22 protein-coding genes are annotated in these 21,673 nt (G+C 70.5%); 20 read left to right on the top strand and 2 right to left on the bottom strand.

Annotated elements, in window-relative coordinates; all coding sequences use genetic code 11:
* Positions 1-178 precede the first annotated feature (178 nt).
* The 14 genes from ndk to guaA all read left to right on the top strand — a co-directional run bounded on the left by ndk (position 179) and on the right by guaA (position 14,292).
* Positions 179-604, top strand: a complete 426-nt coding sequence (gene ndk, locus H9645_RS00595; protein WP_191727807.1) for a nucleoside-diphosphate kinase — start codon at positions 179-181, stop codon at positions 602-604.
* 130 nt (positions 605-734) lie between these two features.
* Complete coding sequence (rlmN, locus tag H9645_RS00600) at positions 735-1,928, top strand: dual-specificity RNA methyltransferase RlmN (RefSeq protein WP_318240462.1); 1,194 nt, start codon at positions 735-737, stop codon at positions 1,926-1,928.
* 28 nt (positions 1,929-1,956) lie between these two features.
* On the top strand, positions 1,957-2,742 hold the full coding sequence (locus tag H9645_RS00605) for a tetratricopeptide repeat protein (RefSeq protein WP_318240463.1): 786 nt from the start codon (positions 1,957-1,959) through the stop codon (positions 2,740-2,742).
* Positions 2,739-3,554, top strand: a complete 816-nt coding sequence (locus H9645_RS00610; RefSeq protein WP_191727809.1) for a helix-turn-helix domain-containing protein — start codon at positions 2,739-2,741, stop codon at positions 3,552-3,554. Before H9645_RS00605 ends, H9645_RS00610 begins: the two co-directional genes overlap by 4 nt.
* Before the next feature lie 130 nt (positions 3,555-3,684).
* Positions 3,685-4,329 (top strand): YfgM family protein, encoded by a 645-nt coding sequence (locus tag H9645_RS00615; protein ID WP_191727810.1) that lies wholly within the window; start codon positions 3,685-3,687, stop codon positions 4,327-4,329.
* Entirely contained in the window at positions 4,326-5,534 is a 1,209-nt protein-coding gene (bamB, locus tag H9645_RS00620; protein WP_191727811.1) for an outer membrane protein assembly factor BamB, read from the top strand. Before H9645_RS00615 ends, bamB begins: the two co-directional genes overlap by 4 nt.
* A gap of 91 nt (positions 5,535-5,625) precedes the next feature.
* Positions 5,626-7,041: a ribosome biogenesis GTPase Der gene (gene der, locus H9645_RS00625; protein ID WP_191727812.1), complete on the top strand. Its 1,416-nt coding sequence runs from the start codon at positions 5,626-5,628 to the stop codon at positions 7,039-7,041.
* The gene (gene mobA / locus H9645_RS00630) at positions 7,038-7,610 is read left to right on the top strand and encodes a molybdenum cofactor guanylyltransferase (RefSeq protein ID WP_191727813.1); all 573 of its coding nucleotides are present in this window, start codon (positions 7,038-7,040) and stop codon (positions 7,608-7,610) included. The genes der and mobA overlap by 4 nt, the downstream gene beginning before the upstream one ends.
* Positions 7,611-7,720: 110 nt before the next feature.
* Positions 7,721-8,863, top strand: coding sequence for a molybdopterin-synthase adenylyltransferase MoeB (moeB, locus tag H9645_RS00635; RefSeq protein ID WP_191727814.1), 1,143 nt, complete (start codon positions 7,721-7,723; stop codon positions 8,861-8,863).
* Positions 8,864-8,938: 75 nt separating this feature from the next.
* Complete coding sequence (locus H9645_RS00640; RefSeq protein ID WP_191727815.1) at positions 8,939-9,967, top strand: DUF2272 domain-containing protein; 1,029 nt, start codon at positions 8,939-8,941, stop codon at positions 9,965-9,967.
* A gap of 79 nt (positions 9,968-10,046) precedes the next feature.
* The gene (gene folD, locus H9645_RS00645) at positions 10,047-10,937 is read left to right on the top strand and encodes a bifunctional methylenetetrahydrofolate dehydrogenase/methenyltetrahydrofolate cyclohydrolase FolD (protein WP_191728429.1); all 891 of its coding nucleotides are present in this window, start codon (positions 10,047-10,049) and stop codon (positions 10,935-10,937) included.
* A gap of 85 nt (positions 10,938-11,022) precedes the next feature.
* Positions 11,023-12,480 (top strand): IMP dehydrogenase, encoded by a 1,458-nt coding sequence (gene guaB / locus H9645_RS00650; protein ID WP_191727816.1) that lies wholly within the window; start codon positions 11,023-11,025, stop codon positions 12,478-12,480.
* A gap of 1 nt (position 12,481) precedes the next feature.
* Positions 12,482-12,712: a hypothetical protein gene (locus H9645_RS00655; RefSeq protein ID WP_191727817.1), complete on the top strand. Its 231-nt coding sequence runs from the start codon at positions 12,482-12,484 to the stop codon at positions 12,710-12,712.
* A complete protein-coding gene (gene guaA, locus H9645_RS00660; protein WP_191727818.1) occupies positions 12,709-14,292 on the top strand; it encodes a glutamine-hydrolyzing GMP synthase in 1,584 nt (527 codons plus the stop codon). Before H9645_RS00655 ends, guaA begins: the two co-directional genes overlap by 4 nt.
* A 79-nt stretch (positions 14,293-14,371) precedes the next feature.
* Here guaA and H9645_RS00665 read toward each other — a convergent pair whose 3' ends face one another.
* Entirely contained in the window at positions 14,372-15,112 is a 741-nt protein-coding gene (locus H9645_RS00665; RefSeq protein ID WP_191727819.1) for a TorF family putative porin, read from the bottom strand.
* Between the two features lie 124 nt (positions 15,113-15,236).
* Between H9645_RS00665 and H9645_RS00670 the strand changes: the two genes are divergently transcribed.
* The 4 genes from H9645_RS00670 (at position 15,237) to H9645_RS00685 (ending at position 19,332) form a co-directional block, all read left to right on the top strand.
* On the top strand, positions 15,237-16,382 hold the full coding sequence (locus H9645_RS00670; protein ID WP_318240464.1) for a polyamine ABC transporter substrate-binding protein: 1,146 nt from the start codon (positions 15,237-15,239) through the stop codon (positions 16,380-16,382).
* A 3-nt stretch (positions 16,383-16,385) separates the two neighbouring features.
* Positions 16,386-17,543: an ABC transporter ATP-binding protein gene (locus H9645_RS00675; protein WP_191727821.1), complete on the top strand. Its 1,158-nt coding sequence runs from the start codon at positions 16,386-16,388 to the stop codon at positions 17,541-17,543.
* Positions 17,544-17,674: 131 nt separating this feature from the next.
* Positions 17,675-18,532: an ABC transporter permease subunit gene (locus H9645_RS00680; protein WP_225217949.1), complete on the top strand. Its 858-nt coding sequence runs from the start codon at positions 17,675-17,677 to the stop codon at positions 18,530-18,532.
* Positions 18,529-19,332 carry an ABC transporter permease subunit gene (locus H9645_RS00685; RefSeq protein ID WP_191727823.1) on the top strand — a complete coding sequence of 268 codons (804 nt, stop codon included), beginning with the start codon at positions 18,529-18,531 and terminating at the stop codon, positions 19,330-19,332. Before H9645_RS00680 ends, H9645_RS00685 begins: the two co-directional genes overlap by 4 nt.
* Before the next feature lie 31 nt (positions 19,333-19,363).
* On the opposite strand, the gene pdxK is transcribed toward H9645_RS00685, so the two are convergent.
* On the bottom strand, positions 19,364-20,284 hold the full coding sequence (gene pdxK, locus H9645_RS00690) for a pyridoxine/pyridoxal/pyridoxamine kinase (RefSeq protein WP_191727824.1): 921 nt from the start codon (positions 20,282-20,284) through the stop codon (positions 19,364-19,366).
* Between the two features lie 126 nt (positions 20,285-20,410).
* Here pdxK and tadA point away from each other — a divergent pair, with 126 nt between their 5' ends.
* Entirely contained in the window at positions 20,411-20,908 is a 498-nt protein-coding gene (gene tadA / locus H9645_RS00695) for a tRNA adenosine(34) deaminase TadA (RefSeq protein ID WP_191727825.1), read from the top strand.
* Positions 20,909-20,919: 11 nt separating this feature from the next.
* Positions 20,920-21,510, top strand: a complete 591-nt coding sequence (gene orn, locus H9645_RS00700) for an oligoribonuclease (RefSeq protein ID WP_191727826.1) — start codon at positions 20,920-20,922, stop codon at positions 21,508-21,510.
* Positions 21,511-21,673: the final 163 nt, after the last annotated feature.

Here is a 21,673-nt window from a genome sequence, read left to right on the forward strand (position 1 = left end):
TAGGCGGGCCCGGGCGGCCGGTCAAATGGAAAAAGTTCAGGCCGGCGCGTGCAGGCGGTGCATCCGATCCGCTAGAATTACTCCAGCCTTGTCGGCTAAACCCGCGCCCCGGCGTGGGTTTTTCCATGTTACCGTGTGTCGGCCTGGAAGGCCGGCACCTCATCCCGGAGACCTCCCCATGGCGCTCGAGCGCACCCTGTCCATCATCAAGCCCGATGCCGTTGCCAAGAACGTCATTGGCGAAATCTATTCCCGCTTCGAGAAGGCCGGCCTCAGGATCGCCGCCTCGAAGATGAAGCAGCTGTCGCGCGCCGAGGCCGAGGGTTTCTACGCCGTGCACCGCGAGCGTCCGTTCTTCAACGCCCTGGTCGAGTTCATGATCAGCGGTCCGGTGATGATCCAGGTGCTGGAAGGCGAGAACGCCGTCCTCAAGCACCGCGACCTGATGGGTGCCACCAACCCGAAGGAAGCCGCCGCCGGCACCATCCGCGCCGACTTCGCCGACTCGATCGACGCCAACGCCGTCCACGGCTCCGACGCCGCCGAGACCGCCGCGGTCGAGATCGCGTACTTCTTCCCGTCGACGGACGTCTACGCGCGCTGATGCATCTTTTCTTGCCACGGATTACGCGGATAGACGCGGATGAACACGGATAAAGCCAAAGGCAGGACGTGGGGAGAAGCTTTTTCCCTTCCCTGCCGTTGTTCCATCCGCGTGAATCTGCGTGATCCGCGTGCATCCGTGGCAACGCTTTCGCCCTTCAAGTAATCCCGTGACCGAAGCGACCCACAAGCAGAATCTCCTGGACCTCGATCGCGCGGGGCTGGAATCGTTTTTCGCCGACGAGCTCGGCGAGAAGCGCTTCCGTGCGCACCAGGTGATGAAGTGGATCCACCATCGCCACGTCACCTCCTTCGAGGAGATGACCGACCTGGGCAAGGCGCTGCGCGCCAAGCTCGAGGAGCGGGCCGAGGTGGTGGTGCCCCAGGTCCACTTCGACAAGGAATCCGAAGACGGCACCCACAAGTGGTTGCTGGGCATGGATGGCAGGAACGCCATCGAGACCGTCTACATCCCCGACAAGGGCCGCGGCACGCTGTGCGTGTCCTCGCAGGTAGGCTGCGCGCTCAACTGCACCTTCTGTTCGACCGCCACCCAGGGCTTCAACCGCAACCTGTCGACCGCCGAGATCATCGGCCAGGTCTGGGTGGCCGCGAAGCACCTCGGCAACATCCCCCACAAGCAGCGCAAGCTGACCAACGTGGTGATGATGGGCATGGGCGAGCCGCTGGCGAACTTCGACAACGTCGTGCGTGCGATGAGCGTGATGCGCGACGACCTCGGCTACGGCCTGGCCAACAAGCGCGTGACCCTGTCGACCGCCGGCATGGTCCCGATGATCGATCGCCTGGCGGAAGAGAGCGACGTGTCGCTCGCCGTGTCCCTGCACGCGCCCAACGACGAGCTGCGCACGAAGCTGGTGCCGCTCAACAGGAAGTACCCGATCGCCCAGCTGATGGACGCCTGCGTGCGCTACGCGCTGCGCAAGAAGGGCGAGTCGGTGACCTTCGAGTACACCCTGATGAAGGACGTGAACGACCAGCCGGAGCACGCGTTCGAGCTGGTGCAGCTGCTGCGGGCGTTCGACCGAGCGGTGCAGATGAAGGACGCCGCGAAGATCAACCTGATCCCCTTCAATCCCTTCCCGGGCACGCGCTACGAGCGCCCGGACGACGCGTCCATCCGCACCTTCCAGAAGCTGCTCAACAGCGCCGGCATGATCGCGCCGGTGCGCCGCACGCGTGGCGACGACATCGACGCAGCCTGCGGCCAGCTCAAGGGGCAGGTCGCCGACCGCACCCGCCGCCAGGCCGAGTTCCGGCGCAGCCTCGAGGCGGGCGGGGAGGGCGGTCGTGTCCATCGCTAGGCTGGCTGCCTGCGCGGTGGCGGTGGCCGTGCTGGCGTCCATCGCCGGCTGTACGCGGCTGACGTTCATCAAGCCGAGCGCCGAGCGCGGCAGGTCCGAACAGGTGGCGCCGGTCTACGACGTCAGCGGCAAGGGCGGCGGCGCCCGGTCCGACGACAACCCCCGCGTCCACCTGCTGCGCGGCGAGCAGGCGCTGCGCGAAGGGCGCGCGGACGATGCCGAGGCCGAAGCCCGCAAGGCGCTGCGGATCGACGAGCGCAGCGAACTCGCCCATACGCTGCTGGCGCTTTCGCTGGACCGCCAGGGACGTGCCGGAGATGCGGGCGAGCACTATGCGCGCGCCGCGGAGCTGGCGCCCGGCTCGGGCGCGGCGCTGAACAACTACGGCGGCTGGCTGTGCCTCAACGGGCGCGCGCCCGAGGCGATGGCGTGGTTCGACCGTGCCCTGGCCGATCGGGCCTATGCCAACCCGGCTTCGGCCCTGGCCAATGCCGGCGCCTGTGCGGTCGAGGGCGGCCAGCCCGGGCGGGCCGAGCGCGATCTGCGCGCCGCCCTCGGCCTGGATCCGGTGAATGCCGTTGCGCTCGAAGCGCTGGCGCGGCATCTTTACGGGCTGGGGGAATACTTCGAGGCACGGGCGTTCTCGCAACGGCGTCTCGATGCGGCACAGGCTTCGCCGGCCGCGCTACTACTTGCGTCACAGATCGAGGAAAAGCTCGGCGACAAGGCTGCCGCCGCTCGTTATGTTCAGCGCTTGCGGTCGGAGTTTCCGCACGCGCCAGCAAGGCTGCCCGGGGACAGCACTTCACGATGATGCCGTCAGACCACAACACGACCGACGCCAGCCATGGCTGCGGCCAGCGCCTCCGTACCGCCCGCGAGGCCGCCGGCCTCTCCATCCAGGACGTCGCCAGCCGGCTGAAGATGCCGGTGCGCGTGGTCGAGTCGCTCGAAGCGGAGGACTGGAGCCGCCTCGGCGCGCCGGTCTTCATCCGCGGGCAGCTGCGCAGCTATGGACGCCTGCTGGGACTCGCCACCTCGACGGTCCACGCGGCCTCCGGGGTCGAGCCGGTCCGGCCGGTGGAACTCAAGCCCCGCACCTACGTGCCGCGCATGCGCATCGTCGCCGAGCAGTCCGCGCGTCGCCTGGTCTATGTGGTGATCACCGCCGCGATCGCGCTGCCGGTGTGGCTGGCGACCAGGCCCCATCTGGCGCCGCAGGACACGGTGTCGGGGTCGCTGGACGTCCAGGTCGGTGCGGTGGGCGAGCCCGACGCCTCCCGCGGCCCGACCGCCCTGGTGGCCTCGATGGCGCCGGTCCCGCAGCGCACCACTCCGCAGGCGCCGGTGGCCGTCGCCGCACCCGCGCTGGAGTTCGAGCTGTCCGACGACAGCTGGGTCGAGATCAGCGCTCCCGACGGGCGCGTGCTCGAGCAGACCCTGCTGCGTGCCGGCGAGATCCGCGGCTTCGCGGCCGGCGAAGTGGGCGCGGTGGTACTCGGCAAGGCCGATGCGGTGGACGTGCGCGCCAACGGCGTGCGCCAGGACATCTCGCCCTACCTGCGGGCGAACGTCGCCCGCTTTACGGTATCCTCTGACGGTTCGCTCGCGCCCGTCGGCCACTGAGCCCGGCGCAGCGGCTGCGACGGTCCCTCGGGGACCCCGCGCATGAAACCGGCGGCCCGCTCGCGGGCCGTTCCCTTTCCGGTGTCCACGCGCCCGTCGGCGGCGTGGCGCCCAGCATGATCGGAAGAACATGGCAGTAGACGAGTTGCTCGACGAGCACGAACAGGGCGAACGCGTACGCCAGTGGATCCGGCACAACGCCATCGGGGTCGTCGGCGGCATCGCGGTCGCGCTGGTCCTGGTCTACGGCTGGGGCAAGTGGCAGGACCACCTGCATGGCCAGCGCGTCGCCAAGGGCGAAGCCTATTCCGCCTTCAACGAGGCGGTCGAGGCGGGCGAACTGGAGCAGGCGCGCAGCCTCGCCGCTTCGGCGGGTCTTTCCGAGGGCGTGTACGCCAGCCTGGTGCCGCTCGACCTCGCGGCCGCCCAGGTCGGCGCCGGCGACAGCGAGGCGGCGATCGCAACGCTCTCGGGCATCAGTGGCGCCGACCCGGCGCTGGCGCCGGTCATCGCGCGCCGGCTGGCGGTCCTGCTGATCGATGCCGGGCGCCCCGACGAGGCGCTGTCCGCGCTCGGCGACGCCCGCGATGCCGGCAGCCTGGAAGTCCGCGGCGACGCCGAACGGGCCGCCGGGAGGATGGAGCAGGCCCGCGAGGCCTACGCCGCCGCGCTCGCGGCCCTCGACGAGGCCGCCCCGCAGCGCGGCCTCGTGCGGATCAAGCTGATCGATGCCGGCGGCAGCCCCGCCGCGGATGACGGGGAGCAAGCCCGATGAGCGCACAGATCTCGAATTCCACCCATCGCGGTGCGCGCCTTGCCGGTCGCGCCGCGCTCCTGCTCGCCTGCCTGAGCATGGCCACCGGCTGCAGCACCGTGCGCGGCTGGTTCTCCAGCGGCGACAAGGACGAGGTCCAGACCGAGCCGGCCGAACTGGTCGAGTTCCAGTCGCTGGCGACGCCCAGCCGGCTGTGGACGGCGAGCGCCGGCAAGGGCGACGGCAGCACCGGCGTGCGCCAGGGCGCGTTCATCGCCGATGGCGTGGTGTACGCCGCCTCGGTGGAAGGCGGGGTGCGCGCATTCGACCTGCAGAGCGGCAACAGCCTCTGGCGGCATGAGTCGGACCTGCGCCTGTCAGGTGGTCCCGGCGCGGGCGACGGCCTGGTCGTGGCCGGATCGCTCGACGGCGAGGTGGTCGCACTGGACGCGGCCACCGGTGCGCCGCGCTGGACCGCCAAGGTGCCCAACGAGGTCATCGCGCGCCCGGCGGTCGGCCAGGGCCTGGTCGTCGTCCGCTCGAACGACGGGCGCGTCACTGCGTTCGATGCCGCCAGCGGCGAGCGTCGCTGGTTCTGGATCGAGGAGATGCCCACGCTGACCGTGCGTGGAAACGCGCCGGTCGCGCTCGCGCCCGGCTACGCCTTCGTCGGCACCGACGAGGGCGACCTGGTCGCGCTGTCGCTCGTCGACGGGCGCAAGCTGTGGGAGCAGGCGGTCGCCCTGCCTGACGGCCGCACCGAACTCGAGCGCATGGCCGACATCGACGGTGCGCCCGTGGTCGATGGTCCGGCCGTCATCGCCAGCAGCTACAAGAACCGCACCATGGCCTTCGAAGGGCCGTCCGGCCGACCGCTCTGGGCCGCCGAGAGCGGCGGCGCGGGCAGCGTCGGCGTCGCCGGCGACCGCGTGGTGGTCAGCGATGCCGCCGGCACCGTCTGGGCCATCGACAAGTACGTCGGCACGTCCTACTGGCGCCAGCCGGCGCTGGCGCGCCGCGGCCTGAGCCCGGCGGTCGTGCACGGCGCCTATGCCGTGGTCGGCGATCTCGAGGGCTACCTGCACTGGATGCGGCTGTCCGACGGTGAGTTCGCCGCGCGGACGCGCGCCGGCCGCTCCGCCATCGCGGCGCATCCGGTGGTGGCCGACGGCGTGATGGTGGTCCAGAACGTCGACGGCGACCTCAGCGCCTGGCGCATCGACTGAACCCCGCGAATTGGCGGGACATCGCGGCCCCGGGTAGTCTCTGCCCGGGGCCGCGCGTTTCCCGCATCCACGAACCAAGGCACGACATCTCATGCTTCCCCTGGTCGCCCTGGTGGGCCGTCCCAACGTCGGCAAGTCGACGCTCTTCAACGCCCTGACGCGCACGCGCGACGCGCTCGTGCACGACCAGCCGGGCGTCACCCGGGATCGCCACTACGGCGTGTGCCGGCTCGACGAGGCGCGGCCCTTCGCGCTGGTCGACACCGGCGGCATCGCCGATGGCGGCGTGCACCTCGTCACCGGCGACCTGGCCGGCGCGACCGCACGCCAGGCCCGTGCCGGCGCCGACGAAGCCGACCTGGTGCTCTTCGTGGTCGATGGCCGCGAGGGACCGTCGTCGGTCGACGACGAGATCCTCGCGTGGCTGCGCAAGTCCGACAAGCCGGTGTTCCTGGTGGTCAACAAGACCGACGGCCTGGACTCGCGCGCGGCGCTGGCGGAGTTCGCGCGCTACGGCTTCCGCGACATCCTTGCGGTATCGTCCGCGCACCGCCAGGGCCTCGACGACCTGGTCGATGAGATCCACGAGCGCCTGCCGGAGCAGGGCGCGACCGAAGTCCCCGACAACGATCCGGACCGCATCCGCATCGCCTTCGTCGGCCGCCCGAACGTGGGCAAGTCGACCCTGGTCAACCGCATCCTCGGTGAGGAGCGGATGATCGCCTCCGACGTCGCCGGCACCACCCGCGACTCGATCTCCGCCGACCTCGAGCGCGACGGCCGCCTGTACCGGCTGGTCGACACCGCCGGCATCCGCCGCAAGTCGCGCGTGGACGAGGCGGTCGAGACCTTCTCCATCATCAAGACGCTCGAGTCGATCGAGCACTGCCAGGTGGCGGTGGTGATGATCGACGCCCGAGAGGGCGTGACCGACCAGGACGCCAGCGTGCTCGGCGCCGTGCTCGATGCCGGCCGTGCGCTGGTGATCGCGGTCAACAAGTGGGATGGGCTGGACACCTACCAGCGCGAGCAGGTCGAAGCGCTGCTGTCGCGCAAGCTGGCCTTCGTGCCCTGGGCCGAGGCCGTGCGCATCAGTGCGCTGCACGGCTCCGGCCTGCGCGAGCTGTTCCGCGCGATCCACCGCGCGCATGCTTCGGCCACGCGCAGCTTCAGCACCGCCGAGGTCACGCGCGCAGTGGAGATCGCGGCCGAGGCCAGCCCGCCGCCGGTGGTGCGCGGCCACGCCGCCAAGCTGCGCTTCGCGCATCCGGGCGGCGAGAGCCCGCCGACGATCATCGTCCACGGCACCCGCCTGCGCACGCTGTCGGACTCCTACAAGCGCTACCTCGAGAACTTCTTCCGCAAGCGCTTCAAGCTGGTGGGCACGCCGGTGCGCTTCGTGTTCAAGGAGGGCGAGAATCCCTACAAGGACAAGAAGAACGTGCTCTCCGAGCGCCAGGTGGCGAAGAAGAAGCGGCTGATCCGGCACGCCAAGCGCGGCAAGTGAAGCCCGCGGCCACCACGCTCGGGCTGCTGGCGGGCGGGCGGGCCACGCGCCTGGGCGGCCTCGACAAGGCCTGGCTGCAGCGCGGCGGCGTGCCGCAGGTGGTCCGCCTGGCCGGGCGCGTGCGCGGCGAGGTCGACGCGGTGCTGGTCTCCGCCAACCGGGATCACGGCCGCTATGCCGCCCATGACCTGGTTCCGGTCGCCGACCGGCATCCGGACCTCGGGCCGCTGGGCGGACTCGATGCCCTCGCCGACGCCTGCGCGACGCCGTGGCTGCTCACGCTTCCGGTGGACCTGGTGTCGGTCAACGACTGCCTCCTGCGCAGCCTGCGCGCCGCGGGCGGCGAGGGTGCCTGGGCCGAAGACGACGATGGCCGCCAGCCGCTGGTGGCGCTCTGGCGCGTCGAGCCCCTGCGCGCCGCGCTGCCGGCCGCGCTGGCGTCGGGCGACCTGGCGGTCCGTACGCTGCAGGCAAGGCTCGGGATGGTCGGCGTGCGCTTTGCCGGCCTGCGCTTCGGCAACCTCAACACACCGGACGACCTCGCCGCCGCCGGCTGCACGCCGGGATGAACGCTGCGTGCCGCGGCGGGACCCGCGCGGGCGGACGGCATGGCGTAGGGTAGGCGGACCTCGGGTTGGCCGCAGTCGGCGGGAGTGTGGCGGTGGCGGATAATCGCCGCATGCCTGCATCTGAAATCACACCGCGCGACGCGCAGCGGCGGCTCGAGACCATGGGCGCCACCCTCGTCGACGTGCGCGAGGACCATGAACGCGACGGCGGCATGGCCGAGGGCGCGATCGGCATCGCGCGCGGCGAGCTCGAGGCCGACCCCGGCTTCCATTTCCACGACCGCGATCGCGAGCTGGTGCTGATCTGCCAGACGGGCGGGCGCTCGATGCTGGCGGCGGAAGCGCTGCAGCGCCAGGGATACCGCAACGTGGCCTCGGTCCGCGGCGGCACGCTGCGCTGGATCGCCGACGGCCTGCCGATGGCCCGTCCCGATCCCGCGGCGCCGGCGCGCGACGAGGATTTCCACCAGCGCTACTCGCGCCACCTGCTGCTGCCCGAGATCGGCATGCGTGGGCAGAAGCGGCTGCAGTCCTCGCGCGTGCTCATGCTCGGCGCCGGCGGCCTCGGGTCGCCGGCCGCCTTCTACCTGGCCGCCGCCGGCGTGGGCGAGCTGCGCATCGCCGACGACGATGTGGTCGAGCGCAGCAACCTGCAGCGCCAGATCCTGCATGCCGACGCCGACATCGGCATGCGCAAGGTCGATTCCGCCGAGGTCCGGCTGTCGGCGCTCAACCCGCGGCTGAAGATCGACGCAGTGGCCGAACGGGTGACGTCGGCCAACATCGACCGGCTGATGGACGGCGTCGACGTGGTGGTCGACGGCGCCGACAACTTCCCCGTGCGCTACCTGCTCAACGACGCCTGCATCCGCCATGCGGTGCCCCTGGTGTACGGCGCGGTGCACCGCTTCGAAGGCCAGGTCAGCGTGTTCGACGCCGGTCGCCACCGCGGCGAGGCGCCGTGCTATCGCTGCCTCTTCCCCGAGCCGCCGCCGGCCGAGGCCGCGCCCAACTGCAGCGAAGCCGGCGTGCTGGGCGTGCTGCCGGGTGTGGTCGGCATGCTGCAGGCCACCGAAGCGCTGAAGCTGCTGCTGCACGTGGGCGAGCCGCTGCGTGGACGCCTGCTGCATTTCGATGCCCTGGGCATGCACTTCCGCGAAACGCGGCTCACGCCCGATCCCGCCTGTCCACTCTGCGCGCCCGGCCGGGAATTTCCCGGCTACATCGACTACGCCGCCTTCTGCGCGGGCTGAGCGTGTGTCCCGCGCGTGAGCGGGACGGTCCACGGTCTCGGCTAGTCTTTCCGCTCCATCGGAGAGGAAGACGGCATGACGACGACACCGCGCGGCTGGATCCGCCTGGCGCTCCTGGCGCTCCTGGCCTGCGCCCTGCCGGTGCCCGCGGTCGCCGCCGCTGATCCATGCCCGCTGCTGAGGGCGCAGCATTCGGCGCCCGACGCGGCCACGCGCATCGCGGCCGCGGCCTGCGAGGAACATCAGGCCTGGCATCGTCCCTTCATCGACGCGCAGGGCCGGCTGGCCGGCTCGGTGGTGCGCGAGGCGGAAGCGGCTCTGCTGGCCAACGGACAGCCGGCATGGCAGCGCGTCGGCGAATACTGGCGGGGCAGCGGCCTGCTCCGGCAGGTCATGCAGCGTCCGGGCGCCGTCGAATGCGCGCAGCCACCGGCGCAGCACTCCGCGGCCGCCTGCCGCAGCTTCATCGTCGACACGCCCTGGTCGGCGGCCTTCGTGTCGTGGGTGATGCGGCGCGCGGCGCTGCCGGGCTTCGGCGCTTCGGCCAGCCACGTCGACTACGTGCGCGCGGCCTACCGTGATCCCGAGGGCAGCGCCTACCGGATCGCCGATCCGCGCGCGGCGAAGCCGGCGCCGGGCGACCTCCTGTGCTACGTGCGCGTCGCCGATCGCAGCTACGGCTTCGGCGGGCTGGCGACGCTGCTGGGCAGCGAGGGCGGCGGCCTCGGCATGCACTGCGACGTGGTCGTGTCCGCCAGCGAGCGCGGCGACCGCCTCGCGCGCCTGGTGGGCGGCAACGTGCTCGACGGCGTGACCATGCGGCTGCTGCCGCTGAGTCCGGGCGGCCACTTCCAGGACCTGCCGATGCGACTGGAGGGCGACCCGGCCTGCACCCCGGACGCGCCCGAGGCCTGCAATGCGAATCGGCAGGACTGGGCGGCGCTGCTGCAGCTGCGGCCGCAGGCCGAGCTCGCCCGGCTGGCCCCGCCGCCTCCGCTGCAGGGGCCGGCGAGTTCGCCCGTGGCCCCGCAGTGCTGCGTGCACTGCGTCGTCGGCGCCGGTGTCCCGCGCTGCCCGGCCGGGACTCCCGCACCGGGGCGTTGACCACGTGGGCGGGCGGGGTTCGCGCGCGGCGGCTTCGATGGGCGACAATGCCCGCTTCCCGCGCACCATCCAGGCAGGCATGTCCGAGACCCCATCCACGGCCCGCATCCTCGACGGCAAGGGCATCGCCGACCAGCTGCTGGACTCGCTGCGGGTCCGGGTCGACGCGCGCGTCGCCGCCGGCCACGAGCCACCGGGGCTGGCCGTGGTGCTGGTCGGCGACAACCCGGCCTCGCGTTCCTACGTGCGCAACAAGCGTCGCGCCGCCGGCATCGTCGGCATCCGCGCCTTCGACTTCGACCTGCCGGAAGGCACGACCGAGGCGGAGCTGCTGGCGCTGATCGACCGGCTCAACGCCGATCCCAGGGTGCACGGCATCCTGGTGCAGCTGCCGCTGCCGGGCATCCCCGACGCCACCCGCCTGATCCACCGCATCGACCCGCGCAAGGACGTCGACGGCTTCCACCCCGAGAACGTCGGCCACCTGGCGCTGCGCCAGTTCGGCCTGCGGCCGTGCACGCCGCGCGGCATCACCACGCTGCTGGCCTGGACCGACCGGCCGGTGCGGGGGCAGAGCGCCACGATCGTGGGCGTCAGCAACCACGTGGGCCGGCCGATGGTGCTGGAACTGATGATCGCGGGCTGCACGGTCACCGCCTGCCACAAGTTCACCCCGCCCGAAGTCCTGCGCCGCCACGTCGGCGAGGCCGACATCCTGGTGGTGGCCGTGGGCAAGCCGGGCATGATTCCGGGCGACTGGATCAAGCCCGGCGCGGTGGTGATCGACGTCGGCATCAACCGGCTCGACGACGGCCGCCTCGTGGGCGACGTCCAGTTCGCCGAGGCCGCCCGCCGCGCCAGCTGGATCACGCCGGTGCCGGGCGGGGTGGGGCCGATGACCGTGGCCACGCTGATGGAGAACACACTCGAGGCTGCCGAGGCCCTGGAAACGGGCGACGGCGCGGGCTGAGCGGGACGCGGCGTCCTGCCCCGCGGCACGCCGCGACTTGCCGCGGCGCGGTACAATCGCGTGCTTCACCACCACTGGCACCGCCATGCTGCGCATCCAGGCTGACGCGCTGACCTACGACGACATCTCCCTCGTCCCGGCGCATTCCACCGTCCTGCCCAAGGACGTCTCGCTCGCCACCCGCCTCACCCGCGACCTCCGGCTGAACATGCCGATCGTGTCCGCCGCCATGGACACCGTCACCGAGGCCCGCCTGGCCATCGCGATGGCCCAGCTCGGCGGCATCGGCATCGTGCACAAGAACATGTCGGCCGAACGCCAGGCCGCGCAGGTGCTGCAGGTGAAGAACTTCGAGGCCGGAGTGATCCGCGAGCCGTTCACGGTCGGCCCGCAGACCTCGATCGGCGAGGTGCTCAAGCTCACCCGCGCGCGCAACATCTCCGGCGTTCCGGTGGTCGACGGCGACCAGCTGGTCGGCATCGTCACCGGCCGCGACATGCGCTTCGAGAAGAAGCTCGACGATCCGGTGCGCAACATCATGACCCGCAAGGACAAGCTGGTCACGGTGAAGGAAGGCGCCAGCGACGAAGAGGTCATGGAGCTGCTGCACCGCCACCGCATCGAGAAGGTGCTGGTGGTCAACGACGACTTCCAGCTGCGCGGCCTGATCACCGTCAAGGACATCCAGAAGGCGCAGGACAACCCGAACGCGGCCAAGGACGCGTCGGAAAGCCTGCTGGTCGGCGCCGCGGTCGGCGTCGGCGGCGACACCGAGGAGCGCATCGAGCGCCTGGCGGCGGCGGGAGTGGACGTGATCATCGTCGACACCGCGCACGGGCATTCGCAGGGCGTGATCGACCGCGTCGCCTGGGCCAAGAAGCGCTTCCCGCAGCTGCAGGTGGTCGGCGGCAACATCGTCACCGGCGACGCCGCGCTGGCGCTGATGGACGCCGGCGCCGACGCGGTCAAGGTCGGCGTGGGCCCGGGTTCGATCTGCACCACGCGCGTGGTCGCGGGCGTGGGCGTGCCGCAGATCACCGCCATCGACATGGTCGCCTCCGCGCTGCAGGACCGCATCCCGCTGATCGCCGACGGCGGCATCCGCTATTCCGGCGACATCGGCAAGGCGCTGGCCGCCGGCGCGTCCACGGTGATGATCGGCGGCCTGTTCGCCGGCACCGAGGAAACCCCGGGCGAGACCGAGCTCTACCAGGGCCGCAGCTACAAGAGCTATCGCGGCATGGGCAGCCTGGCGGCGATGGAGAAGGGCTCCAGCGACCGCTATTTCCAGGACGCCGCGGCGGCCGACAAGCTGGTGCCCGAAGGCATCGAGGGTCGCGTTCCTTACCGTGGCCCGCTGGCCGGCGTGATCCACCAGCTGATCGGTGGCCTGCGCGCGACCATGGGCTACGTCGGCTGCGCGACGGTCGAGGAGATGCGCACGAAGCCGCAGTTCGTGAAGATCACCGGCGCGGGCCAGCGCGAGAGCCACGTCCACGACGTGCAGATCACCAAGGAACCGCCGAACTACCGGGCCGGCTGAGATGGCACGCCGCCGTTCCGGCCGGACGCCGTCGCCGGCACGACGCATCCTGCTGCGTGGCATCGCCGTCGCGCTGCTGGTGGCGATCGCGCTGTACGGCTACACCTTCTACCGCGGCTGGCAGCTGCGCGATTCCTGCACCGGCAACGGCGGCGAGTGGAACGCGGAGCTCGAGCAGTGCACCTTCCGCCTCGCGCTGCCCGAGCAGTCGCCCCCTGAATCCACGCCATGACCGACCTGCACCGCGACAAGATCCTGATCCTCGACTTCGGCGCGCAGTACACGCAGCTGATCGCGCGCCGCGTGCGCGAGCTTGGCGTCTACTGCGAGATCTGGGCCTGGGACCACGATCCGTCCGAGATCGCCGCCTACGGGGCGCGCGGCATCATCCTGTCCGGTGGCCCGGAATCGACGACGGCCGAGGGCGCGCCGGTCGCGCCGCAGGAGGTGTTCGACAGCGGCCTGCCGCTGCTGGGCATCTGCTACGGCATGCAGACCATGGCCAAGCAGCTCGGCGGCGAGACCGAGGCCGCGGACGCCCGCGAGTACGGCCACGCCGAAGTCACCCTCGTGGCCGCCGACCGCCTGTTCGGCGACCTGCGTGACCATCTCGGCCTGCCGCCGCGGCTGGACGTGTGGATGAGCCACGGCGACCACGTCTCGAAGGCGCCGCCCGGCTTCACCGTGACCGCGAAGACCGAGCGCGTGCCGGTGGCGGCCTTCGCCAACGAGGACAGGCGCTGGTACGGCGTCCAGTTCCACCCCGAGGTCACGCACACGAAGTCGGGGCAGGCGCTGCTGCGGCGCTTCGTGGTGGACATCTGCGGCTGCGAGACGCTGTGGACGGCCGAGCAGATCATCGAGGACCAGATCGCGCGCGTGCGCGGGCAGGTGGGCAGCGACGAGGTGATCCTGGGCCTGTCCGGCGGCGTCGATTCCTCCGTCGTCGCGGCCCTGCTGCATCGGGCGATCGGCGACCAGCTGACCTGCGTCTTCGTCGACACCGGCCTGCTGCGCTGGCAGGAAGGCGAGCAGGTGATGGCGACCTTCGCCGACGCCTCCGACGCGCACGGCCTCGGCATCCGCGTGATCCGCGTCGACGCGCGCGAGCGCTACTTCAAGGCGCTGGCCGGCGTCACCGACCCCGAGGCCAAGCGCAAGATCATCGGCAACCTGTTCGTCGAGATCTTCGACGAGGAGGCCGGCAAGCTGGCCAACGCGAAGTGGCTGGCGCAGGGCACGATCTACCCCGACGTGATCGAATCGGCCGGCAGCAAGACCGGCAAGGCGCACGTCATCAAGAGCCACCACAACGTCGGCGGCCTGCCCGAGCACATGAAGCTCGGCCTGGTGGAGCCGCTGCGCGAGCTGTTCAAGGACGAGGTGCGCCGCATCGGCGTGGCCCTGGGCCTGCCGCACGAGATGGTCTACCGCCATCCGTTCCCGGGTCCGGGCCTGGGCGTGCGCATCCTCGGCGAGGTGAAGCCGGAGTACGCCGACATCCTCGCGCGTGCGGACGCGATCTTCATCGACGAGCTGCGCAAGGCCGGCCTGTACGACCAGACCAGCCAGGCCTTCGCGGTGTTCCTGCCGGTGAAATCGGTGGGCGTGGTCGGCGACGCACGCGCCTACGAGTGGGTGATCGCGCTGCGCGCGGTCGAGACCATCGACTTCATGACCGCGCACTGGGCGCACCTGCCGTACGACTTCCTCGGCCGGGTCTCGAACCGGATCATCAACGAGGTGCGCGGCGTGTCGCGCGTGGTCTACGACATCAGCGGCAAGCCGCCGGCGACGATCGAGTGGGAGTAGGGCGACCACGCGCCCTGCCAGGTGATACGAAAAAGCCCGCGTCGCCGCGGGCTTTTTCTTTCCAGCCGGCTTGCCGGGGTCAGAACGCCCAGGTGAGCAGCAGCGAAGCGCGGCCGTCGGCCAGGCTGGCGTCGCCCACCGACTCCGCCACCAGCTCGCTGTAGCCCGAGGTGTCGGTGTACTGCAGCTTCGCGTTGATCGGGCCGAAGTCGCGGTCGAGCGAGACCAGCCAGTCGCTGTAGCTGTCGCCAGCGGCGTCGTCCAGGTCGTAATGGCCCGCCTGCGCGCCAAGGGTGAAGCCGCTGTCGCCGAGCGGGAAGGCCGCACCGGCGTAGTAGTACCAGCCCTTGCCACCCAGGTTGAAGATGTCGGGGGAGTAGGCGACGCCGGCGTGGTAGTGCTCGGCGAAGCCGAGCGTGGCCTCGATCTCGGTGTAATCGATGTCGTAGTCGGCGCCGTTGTGGCCGGGGTAGGCCACGCGCGAGACGAAGACGTCGAGCTCGGTGCCCGCGCCCAGCTCGCCGGCCCAGCCGATGTAGGCGTTGACCTCGTGGTCGATGCCGTCCTCGCTGTCGCCGAAGTCGACGTTGGAGGCGAAGCCGCCGACGTAGAAGCCGCTGGCATGTTCGACGTAGGCCTCGAGCTGCAGCGCCGGGTCCTCCATCGTCTGCGACACGCCGCGCCAGACGTAATCGCTGGCCGCCGTGACCTCGCCGCCGAAGGTCCAGGCCGGACCGCCGGCGTCATCCTGCGCCAGGGCGGGCAGGGCGGTGGCGGCGAGCATGGCCGCGAGCACGGCGCACAGGGAGGACTTCTTCATTGCGGGTCTCATGGAGGAAACCGTCCAATATATACTTCCGGGCCCAAGCGGTAAATTCGCGTTGACACCCCCGGGGTGCGCTCGGAACATGCCCGCTGCCACCGTATCCCCCTGGAGAACTGCCGTGTCCCTGCGCCTTGCCCCGCTTGCCTGTGCCCTGGTCCTTGCCGCATGCGGGGGCAACCAGACCGGCTCCGATGCCTCCGGCGCGCCTGCCGGCGCCGAGGAGCAGGTGCTCAACGTCTACAACTGGTCGGACTACGTCGCCGACGACACCATCGCCAACTTCGAGGCGGCCACCGGCATCAAGGTCAACTACGACGTCTACGCCGAGAACGAGACGCTCGAGACCAAGCTGACTGCCGGCGGCTCCGGCTACGACGTGGTGTTCCCCTCGGCGCGGCCCTTCGCCCAGCGCCAGATCCGCGCCGGCTTGTATGCGCCGCTGGACAAGGCGAAGCTGCCGAACCTGCAGCACCTGGATCCCGCGATCATGCAGGGGCTGACCGACATCGATCCCGGCAACGCCCACGTCGTGCCCTACATGTGGGGCACCACCGGCCTGGGCATCAACGTCGACAAGGTCACCGCCGCGCTCGGCGCCGACGCGCCGCTGGATTCCTGGAGCCTGCTGTTCGACCCGGCCAACGCCGCGAAGCTCGCCTCCTGCGGCATCCACGTGCTCGACGACGACCAGGAGGCCTTCGGCGCCGCCCTGATCTGGCTCGGCCGGGATCCCAACGCCGGCGCCGCCGACGAGATCGAAGCGGTGAAGCAGGCCTACGCCGCCATCCGCCCGCACATCCGCACCTTCAACAACGCCGAGTACAAGGACGCGCTGGCCAATGGCGACGCCTGCCTGGTGATGGGCTACTCCGGTGACATCGGCCAGGCCCGCGACGTCGCCGCCGAGGCCGCCGAGGCCACTGGCAAGGCCGCGCCCGACATCCGCTACGTGATCCCGAAGGAGGGCGCGATCCGCTGGATGGACGTCATCGCCATCCCGAAGGACGCCCGCCATCCGGGCAACGCGCATGCGTTCGTCGACTACCTGATGCAGCCCGAGGTGATCGCCGCGGTCACCGACCACGTCGCCTACGCCAACGCCAACCTGGCGGCGACGCCGCTGGTCGATCCGGAGATCGCGGCCGACGGCGGCGTGTACCCGGCCGAGGACGTGCGCGCCAAGCTGGTCGATCCGGTCTCGCTGCCCGAAGACGTGCAGCGCCAGCGCGTGCGCGCCTGGACCGGCATCAAGAGCGGCCGCTAGGCGATGGCGACCCCCACGCGCGGCGCGGTCGCGGAGCCCTGGCGCGACCCCGCCACCCAGCCCTTCGTGCGCATCGAGGGGGTCACGAAGACCTTCGGCAAGGTCTACGCCTGCGACGACGTCACGCTCGACATCTACCGCGGCGAGTTCTTCGCCTTGCTGGGCGGGTCGGGCTCGGGCAAGAGCACGCTGCTGCGGATCCTGGCGGGGCTGGAAGCGCCCGACCAGGGGCGGATCATGATCGATGGCCTCGACGTCACCCACCTGCCGCCTTACCAGCGGCCGGTGAACATGATGTTCCAGAGCTACGCGCTGTTCCCGCACATGACGGTCGCCCAGAACATCGCCTTCGGCCTGCGCCAGGACCGGCTGCCGGCCAGCGAGATCCGCGACCGCGTGCAGTCGATGCTGGAACTGGTGCGCATGCCGCAGCTCGGCAACCGCAAGCCGCACCAGCTTTCGGGCGGCCAGCGGCAGCGCGTGGCGCTGGCGCGTGCACTCGCGAAGCAGCCCAAGCTGCTGCTGCTCGACGAGCCGCTGGGCGCGCTCGACAAGCGCCTGCGCGAGCACACCCAGTTCGAGCTGGTGAACATCCAGGAGCGCGTGGGCACCACCTTCATCATGGTCACGCATGACCAGGAGGAGGCGATGACGATGTCCTCGCGCATCGCGGTCATGGACACCGGCCGCATCGTGCAGGTGTCGACGCCGGCGGTGCTGTACGAGTACCCGGCCACGCGCTTCGTGGCGGAGTTCATCGGCGGCATCAACCTGTTCGAGGGCCGAGTGCTGGACAGCGACGAGGGCAGTGGGCAGGTGCGCATCCAGTGCGATCCGCTGGACGCCGAGCTGCTCGCGCGCCACACCGACCCGTTGCCGGAGGGCACCGCGGTGAGCATCGCGGTGCGCCCGGAGAAGATCGACGTGCACGAAGCGCCGCCGCAGCGCGGCACCGTGGCCACCGAGAACGTGGTGGTGGGCAAGGTGCGCGACATCGCCTATCTGGGGGACGTCTCGATCTACCAGGTCGAGACCGAAGCCGGCGCCATCGTGCGCGTGCAGGAAACCCATGTCGCGCGCAGCTCCGAGCCGCACTACGACTGGGACGACACCCTGTGGCTGAGCTGGGAAGCGGCCAGCGCGGTGGTGCTGACGGCATGAACAGCGCGGGGCGCAACGCCGGCCTGTGGGACTTCTGGTTCGACGTGGTGCGGAACCTGTTCGGCTGGTTCCGCAGCGTCGGGCAGGAGTTCCGCACCCGTCGCGGCCGGTTCCTCGTCACGGCGTTGCCGATGCTGTGGCTGGGGCTGTTCTTCCTGGTGCCGTTCCTGATCGTGCTCAAGATCAGCTTCGCCCAGGCGGTGTTCGGGCAGGCGCCGCCGTATACCGCGCTGATCGAGCACGCGGCCGACGGCGCCGCCTCGCTGCGGCTGCACACATCCAACTACGCCATGCTGCTGTCGGACCCGCTGTACGTGGCGGCGTACCTGAAGTCGCTGCTGTTCGCATCGGTGTCGACCCTGTTCTGCCTGCTGCTCGGCTATCCCATCGCCTACGGAATCGCGCGTGCGTCGCCGGTCAAGCGGTTGCTGCTGCTGGTCCTGGTGATCCTGCCGTTCTGGACCAGCTCGCTGCTGCGCACCTACGCGCTGATCGGCATCCTCAAGGCGAATGGCCTGCTGGCGCAGGCGTTGTCCGCGGTCGGCCTGGCCGGCCCCGACTTCGCGCTGCTGCATACCGACATCGCCGTCTACATCGGCATCGTCTACAACTACCTGCCGTTCATGATCCTGCCGCTGACGGCCACGCTGATGCGGCTCGACTTCACGCTGCTCGAAGCCGCGGAAGACCTGGGCGCCAAGCCCTGGCAGGCGTTCGCGCGCGTGACCCTGCCGCTGTCGATGCCCGGGATCATCGCCGGCGCACTGCTGGTGTTCATCCCGGCGGTGGGCGAGTTCGTCATTCCCGACATCCTCGGCGGGCCCGATGCGCTGACCATCGGCCGCGTGCTGTGGATCGAGTTCTTCACCAACCGCGACTGGCCGCTGGCGGCCGCGGTGACCATCGCGATGCTGGTGCTGATCGTGCTGCCCACGCTGGTGTTCGAGTACTTCGAGAACCGCCGCAACGAGCGCGAGGCCGAGGCATGAAGCGCAACCCGACGCTGCTGTACACGGCGATGGCGCTGGGCTACGCCTTCCTCTACATCCCGATCCTGTCGGTGGTGGTGTATTCGTTCAACGCCTCGCGGGTGGCGACGGTCTGGGGCGGGTTCTCGACGCGCTGGTACTCGGCGCTGCTGGAGAACCAGCAGCTGCTGGACGCCGTGCAGCGCAGCTTCCTGATCGCGGCGCTCACCGCCACCGCGGCGGTGTTCCTGGGGACGGCCTGCGGGCTGGCGCTGTCGCGTTTCGGCAGGTTCCCGGGCCGGGGCCTGCTGAGCCTGATGAACTCCGCGCCGATGGTCATGCCCGACGTGATGATGGGCCTGAGTTCGCTGCTGCTGTTCGTGACCCTGCAGCAGGCCTTCGGCTGGCCGGACCGCGGCATGGTGACCATCACCCTGGCGCACATCACGCTCACCGCCTGCTACGTCACCGTCGTCGTGCGCTCGCGCATGGCCGGCATGGACGACAGCCTGGAGGAGGCCGCCATGGACCTGGGCGCACGGCCCTGGCGGGTGTTCTTCGTGATCACCCTGCCGCTGATCGCGCCGGCGCTGCTGGCCGGCTGGCTGCTGGCCTTCACCCTGTCCCTGGACGACCTGGTGATCGCCAGCTTCACCTCCGGGCCTGGCTCGAGCACCCTGCCGATGGTGGTGTATTCGAAGGTGAAGCTGGGCGTGACGCCGGAGATCAACGCGCTCGCCACGATCATCGTGGTGCTGGTGGCGCTGGGGGTGAGCGTCGCCGGTGTGCTGATGCACCGGCGCAGCCGCACGAACACCTGACTGCCGCCTGTAGGAGCAGCTATAGCTGCTCCTACAGGCGGCGGGTCGGACTGGTCGGGGGCGATGGGGGCGGAGGACTGTCCTGCGGGTCGGGGAAGACCAGCATCTCCGCGCTGCCAGCGGCCAGCGATGCCTCGAGCACCTGCAGCACCCGATCGCAGGCGCGCCGCGCCGCGTCCACCACGGCCAGGCCGGCCAGCCGGTGCGCGGCCAGGGTGGCGCTGAACAGGTCGCCGGTGCCTTTGGGTGTCGTCGCCAGGCGGCGGTGGTCGATGGTCTGCACCGCGTCGGGCGTGACCACGGCGACCTGCATGCCGCCTTCGGGCCAGCCCGCGGGCGCGGCGCTGGTCGCCACCACCCACTGCGTACGACCGCCCATCAGGGCGCGTGCGGCCGCGATGACCTGGTCGAGATCGTCCACCGGAAGGCCGGTGAGCAGGCCGACCTCGAAGGCGTTGGGCACCAGCCCGTCGGCCAGCGGCAACAGGTGCCGCCGGTAGGCGTCGACCATGCCCGGGTCGACGTAGACACCGACGTCCTCGTCGCCGATCACCGGGTCGATCAGCACCCGGATGCCCGGATCCGCCCGCAGCCGATCTTCCAGCCATGAGGCCAGGATCTCCGCCTGCCGCGGGCCGCCCAGATAGCCGACCACCACTGCGCGCAGCCGGCGCAGGCAGTCGCGCGCGACCAGGTCATCCAGGTAGCCGCGGAACCACTCGACCGGAATGGCGCCGCCGTGCACGGTGGGGTGGTGCGGCGTGTTGCTCAGCACCACGGTCGGCACCGCCGCCACGCGCAGCCCCAGCGACTGGAGCGTAGGCACGGCGATGGTGTTGCCGACCTGGCCGTAGACGACCTGCGACTGGATGGACACCACGTCCACCTGCATCGGCTGCAGTGCGCCGCTTCCGTGGCCGGGTCCGCCGGTGTTCGCATGGTTGCTGTGCATCCGGTGATTCTAGGCCGTGGCTGCCGCTTGGCGCTTGATGCGGATCAGGCGCGCTGGCGGATGACGGATGGCGGACCGCGGTGTCCGGTGGCCGGCCCGTGCGCCATCCCGACTAGAATGCGTGGCATGCAGAAGCACGCCGACACCACCGCGCGCGGCACCGACGAGGCCTGGATGCGCCACGCGCTCGCCCTGGCCGATCGCGCCGAGCGCGACTTCGACGAGATCCCGGTCGGTGCCGTGGTGTTGGACGCGACCGGCCAGGTGGTGGGCGAAGGCTGGAACCGCAACATCGGCGAACACGACCCCAGCGCCCACGCCGAGATCGTGGCCATGCGCGAAGCGGGGAGGGCGCTGGGCAACCACCGCCTGATCGGCTGCACGCTGTACGTCACGCTCGAACCCTGCGCGATGTGCGCGATGGCGATGGTGCACGCGCGCGTGGCGCGCGTGGTCTACGGCGCGAGCGATCCCAAGACCGGCGCCGCCGGCAGCGTCTTCGACCTGCTGGCCGATCCGCGCCACAACCACCGGGTGGACGTGATGGGCGGCGTGCTGGGCGAAGAAGCGGGACAGCGCCTGCGCAACTATTTCCGCGCCAAGCGCGGCCTGCCGCCGGCCTGAGCCGCGGTACCATGCCCGTTTCAACTGGCGGACAGGAAGGAGCGAGGGTGGGCAACGAAGAACGGCTGGTGTGGATCGACCTGGAGATGACCGGTCTCGACACCGACAACGACACCATCCTCGAGATCGCCACCGTGGTCACCGACGCCGAACTCAACGTGCTGGCCGAAGGCCCCGAACTGGCCATCGCCCAGCCGCTGGCGCTGCTGGAGGCCATGGACGAATGGAACCGCAACCAGCACGGCCGCTCCGGCCTCTGGCGCCGGGTGCTGGAGGAGGGCGTGCCGATGGCCGAGGCCGAGGCCCGCACCCTCGAATTCCTTGGGCAGTGGGTGCCTGCCGGCAAGTCGCCGATGTGTGGCAACTCGATCTGCCAGGACCGCCGCTTCCTGTACCGCCGCATGCCCGCACTGGAGCGCTGGTTCCACTACCGCAACCTCGACGTCAGCACGGTCAAGGAGCTGGCCCGACGCTGGGCGCCGGAGCTCTACGCCGGCCTCCGCAAGCAGGCCGCGCACACCGCGCTCAGCGACGTCCACGACTCGATCGCTGAACTCCGCCACTACCGGACCGGCATGGGGGCCTTTGGGGCGCACCTGTAGGTAGAGCAAAAGCTTTGCCACGGATTTACGCGGATGACGCGGATTTACACGGATAGAACAGGAGCAGGAATGGTGGTGCGGGGCTGCGAGGTCACGCTCCGCCTGACGCAGTTATCGTTCTCCCAGCAAAAAGCTTTTGCTCTATCGGTGTAAATCCGCGTCA

It is taken from the genome of Luteimonas colneyensis (assembly GCF_014836665.1).
Classification (GTDB): Bacteria; Pseudomonadota; Gammaproteobacteria; order Xanthomonadales; family Xanthomonadaceae; genus Luteimonas; species Luteimonas colneyensis.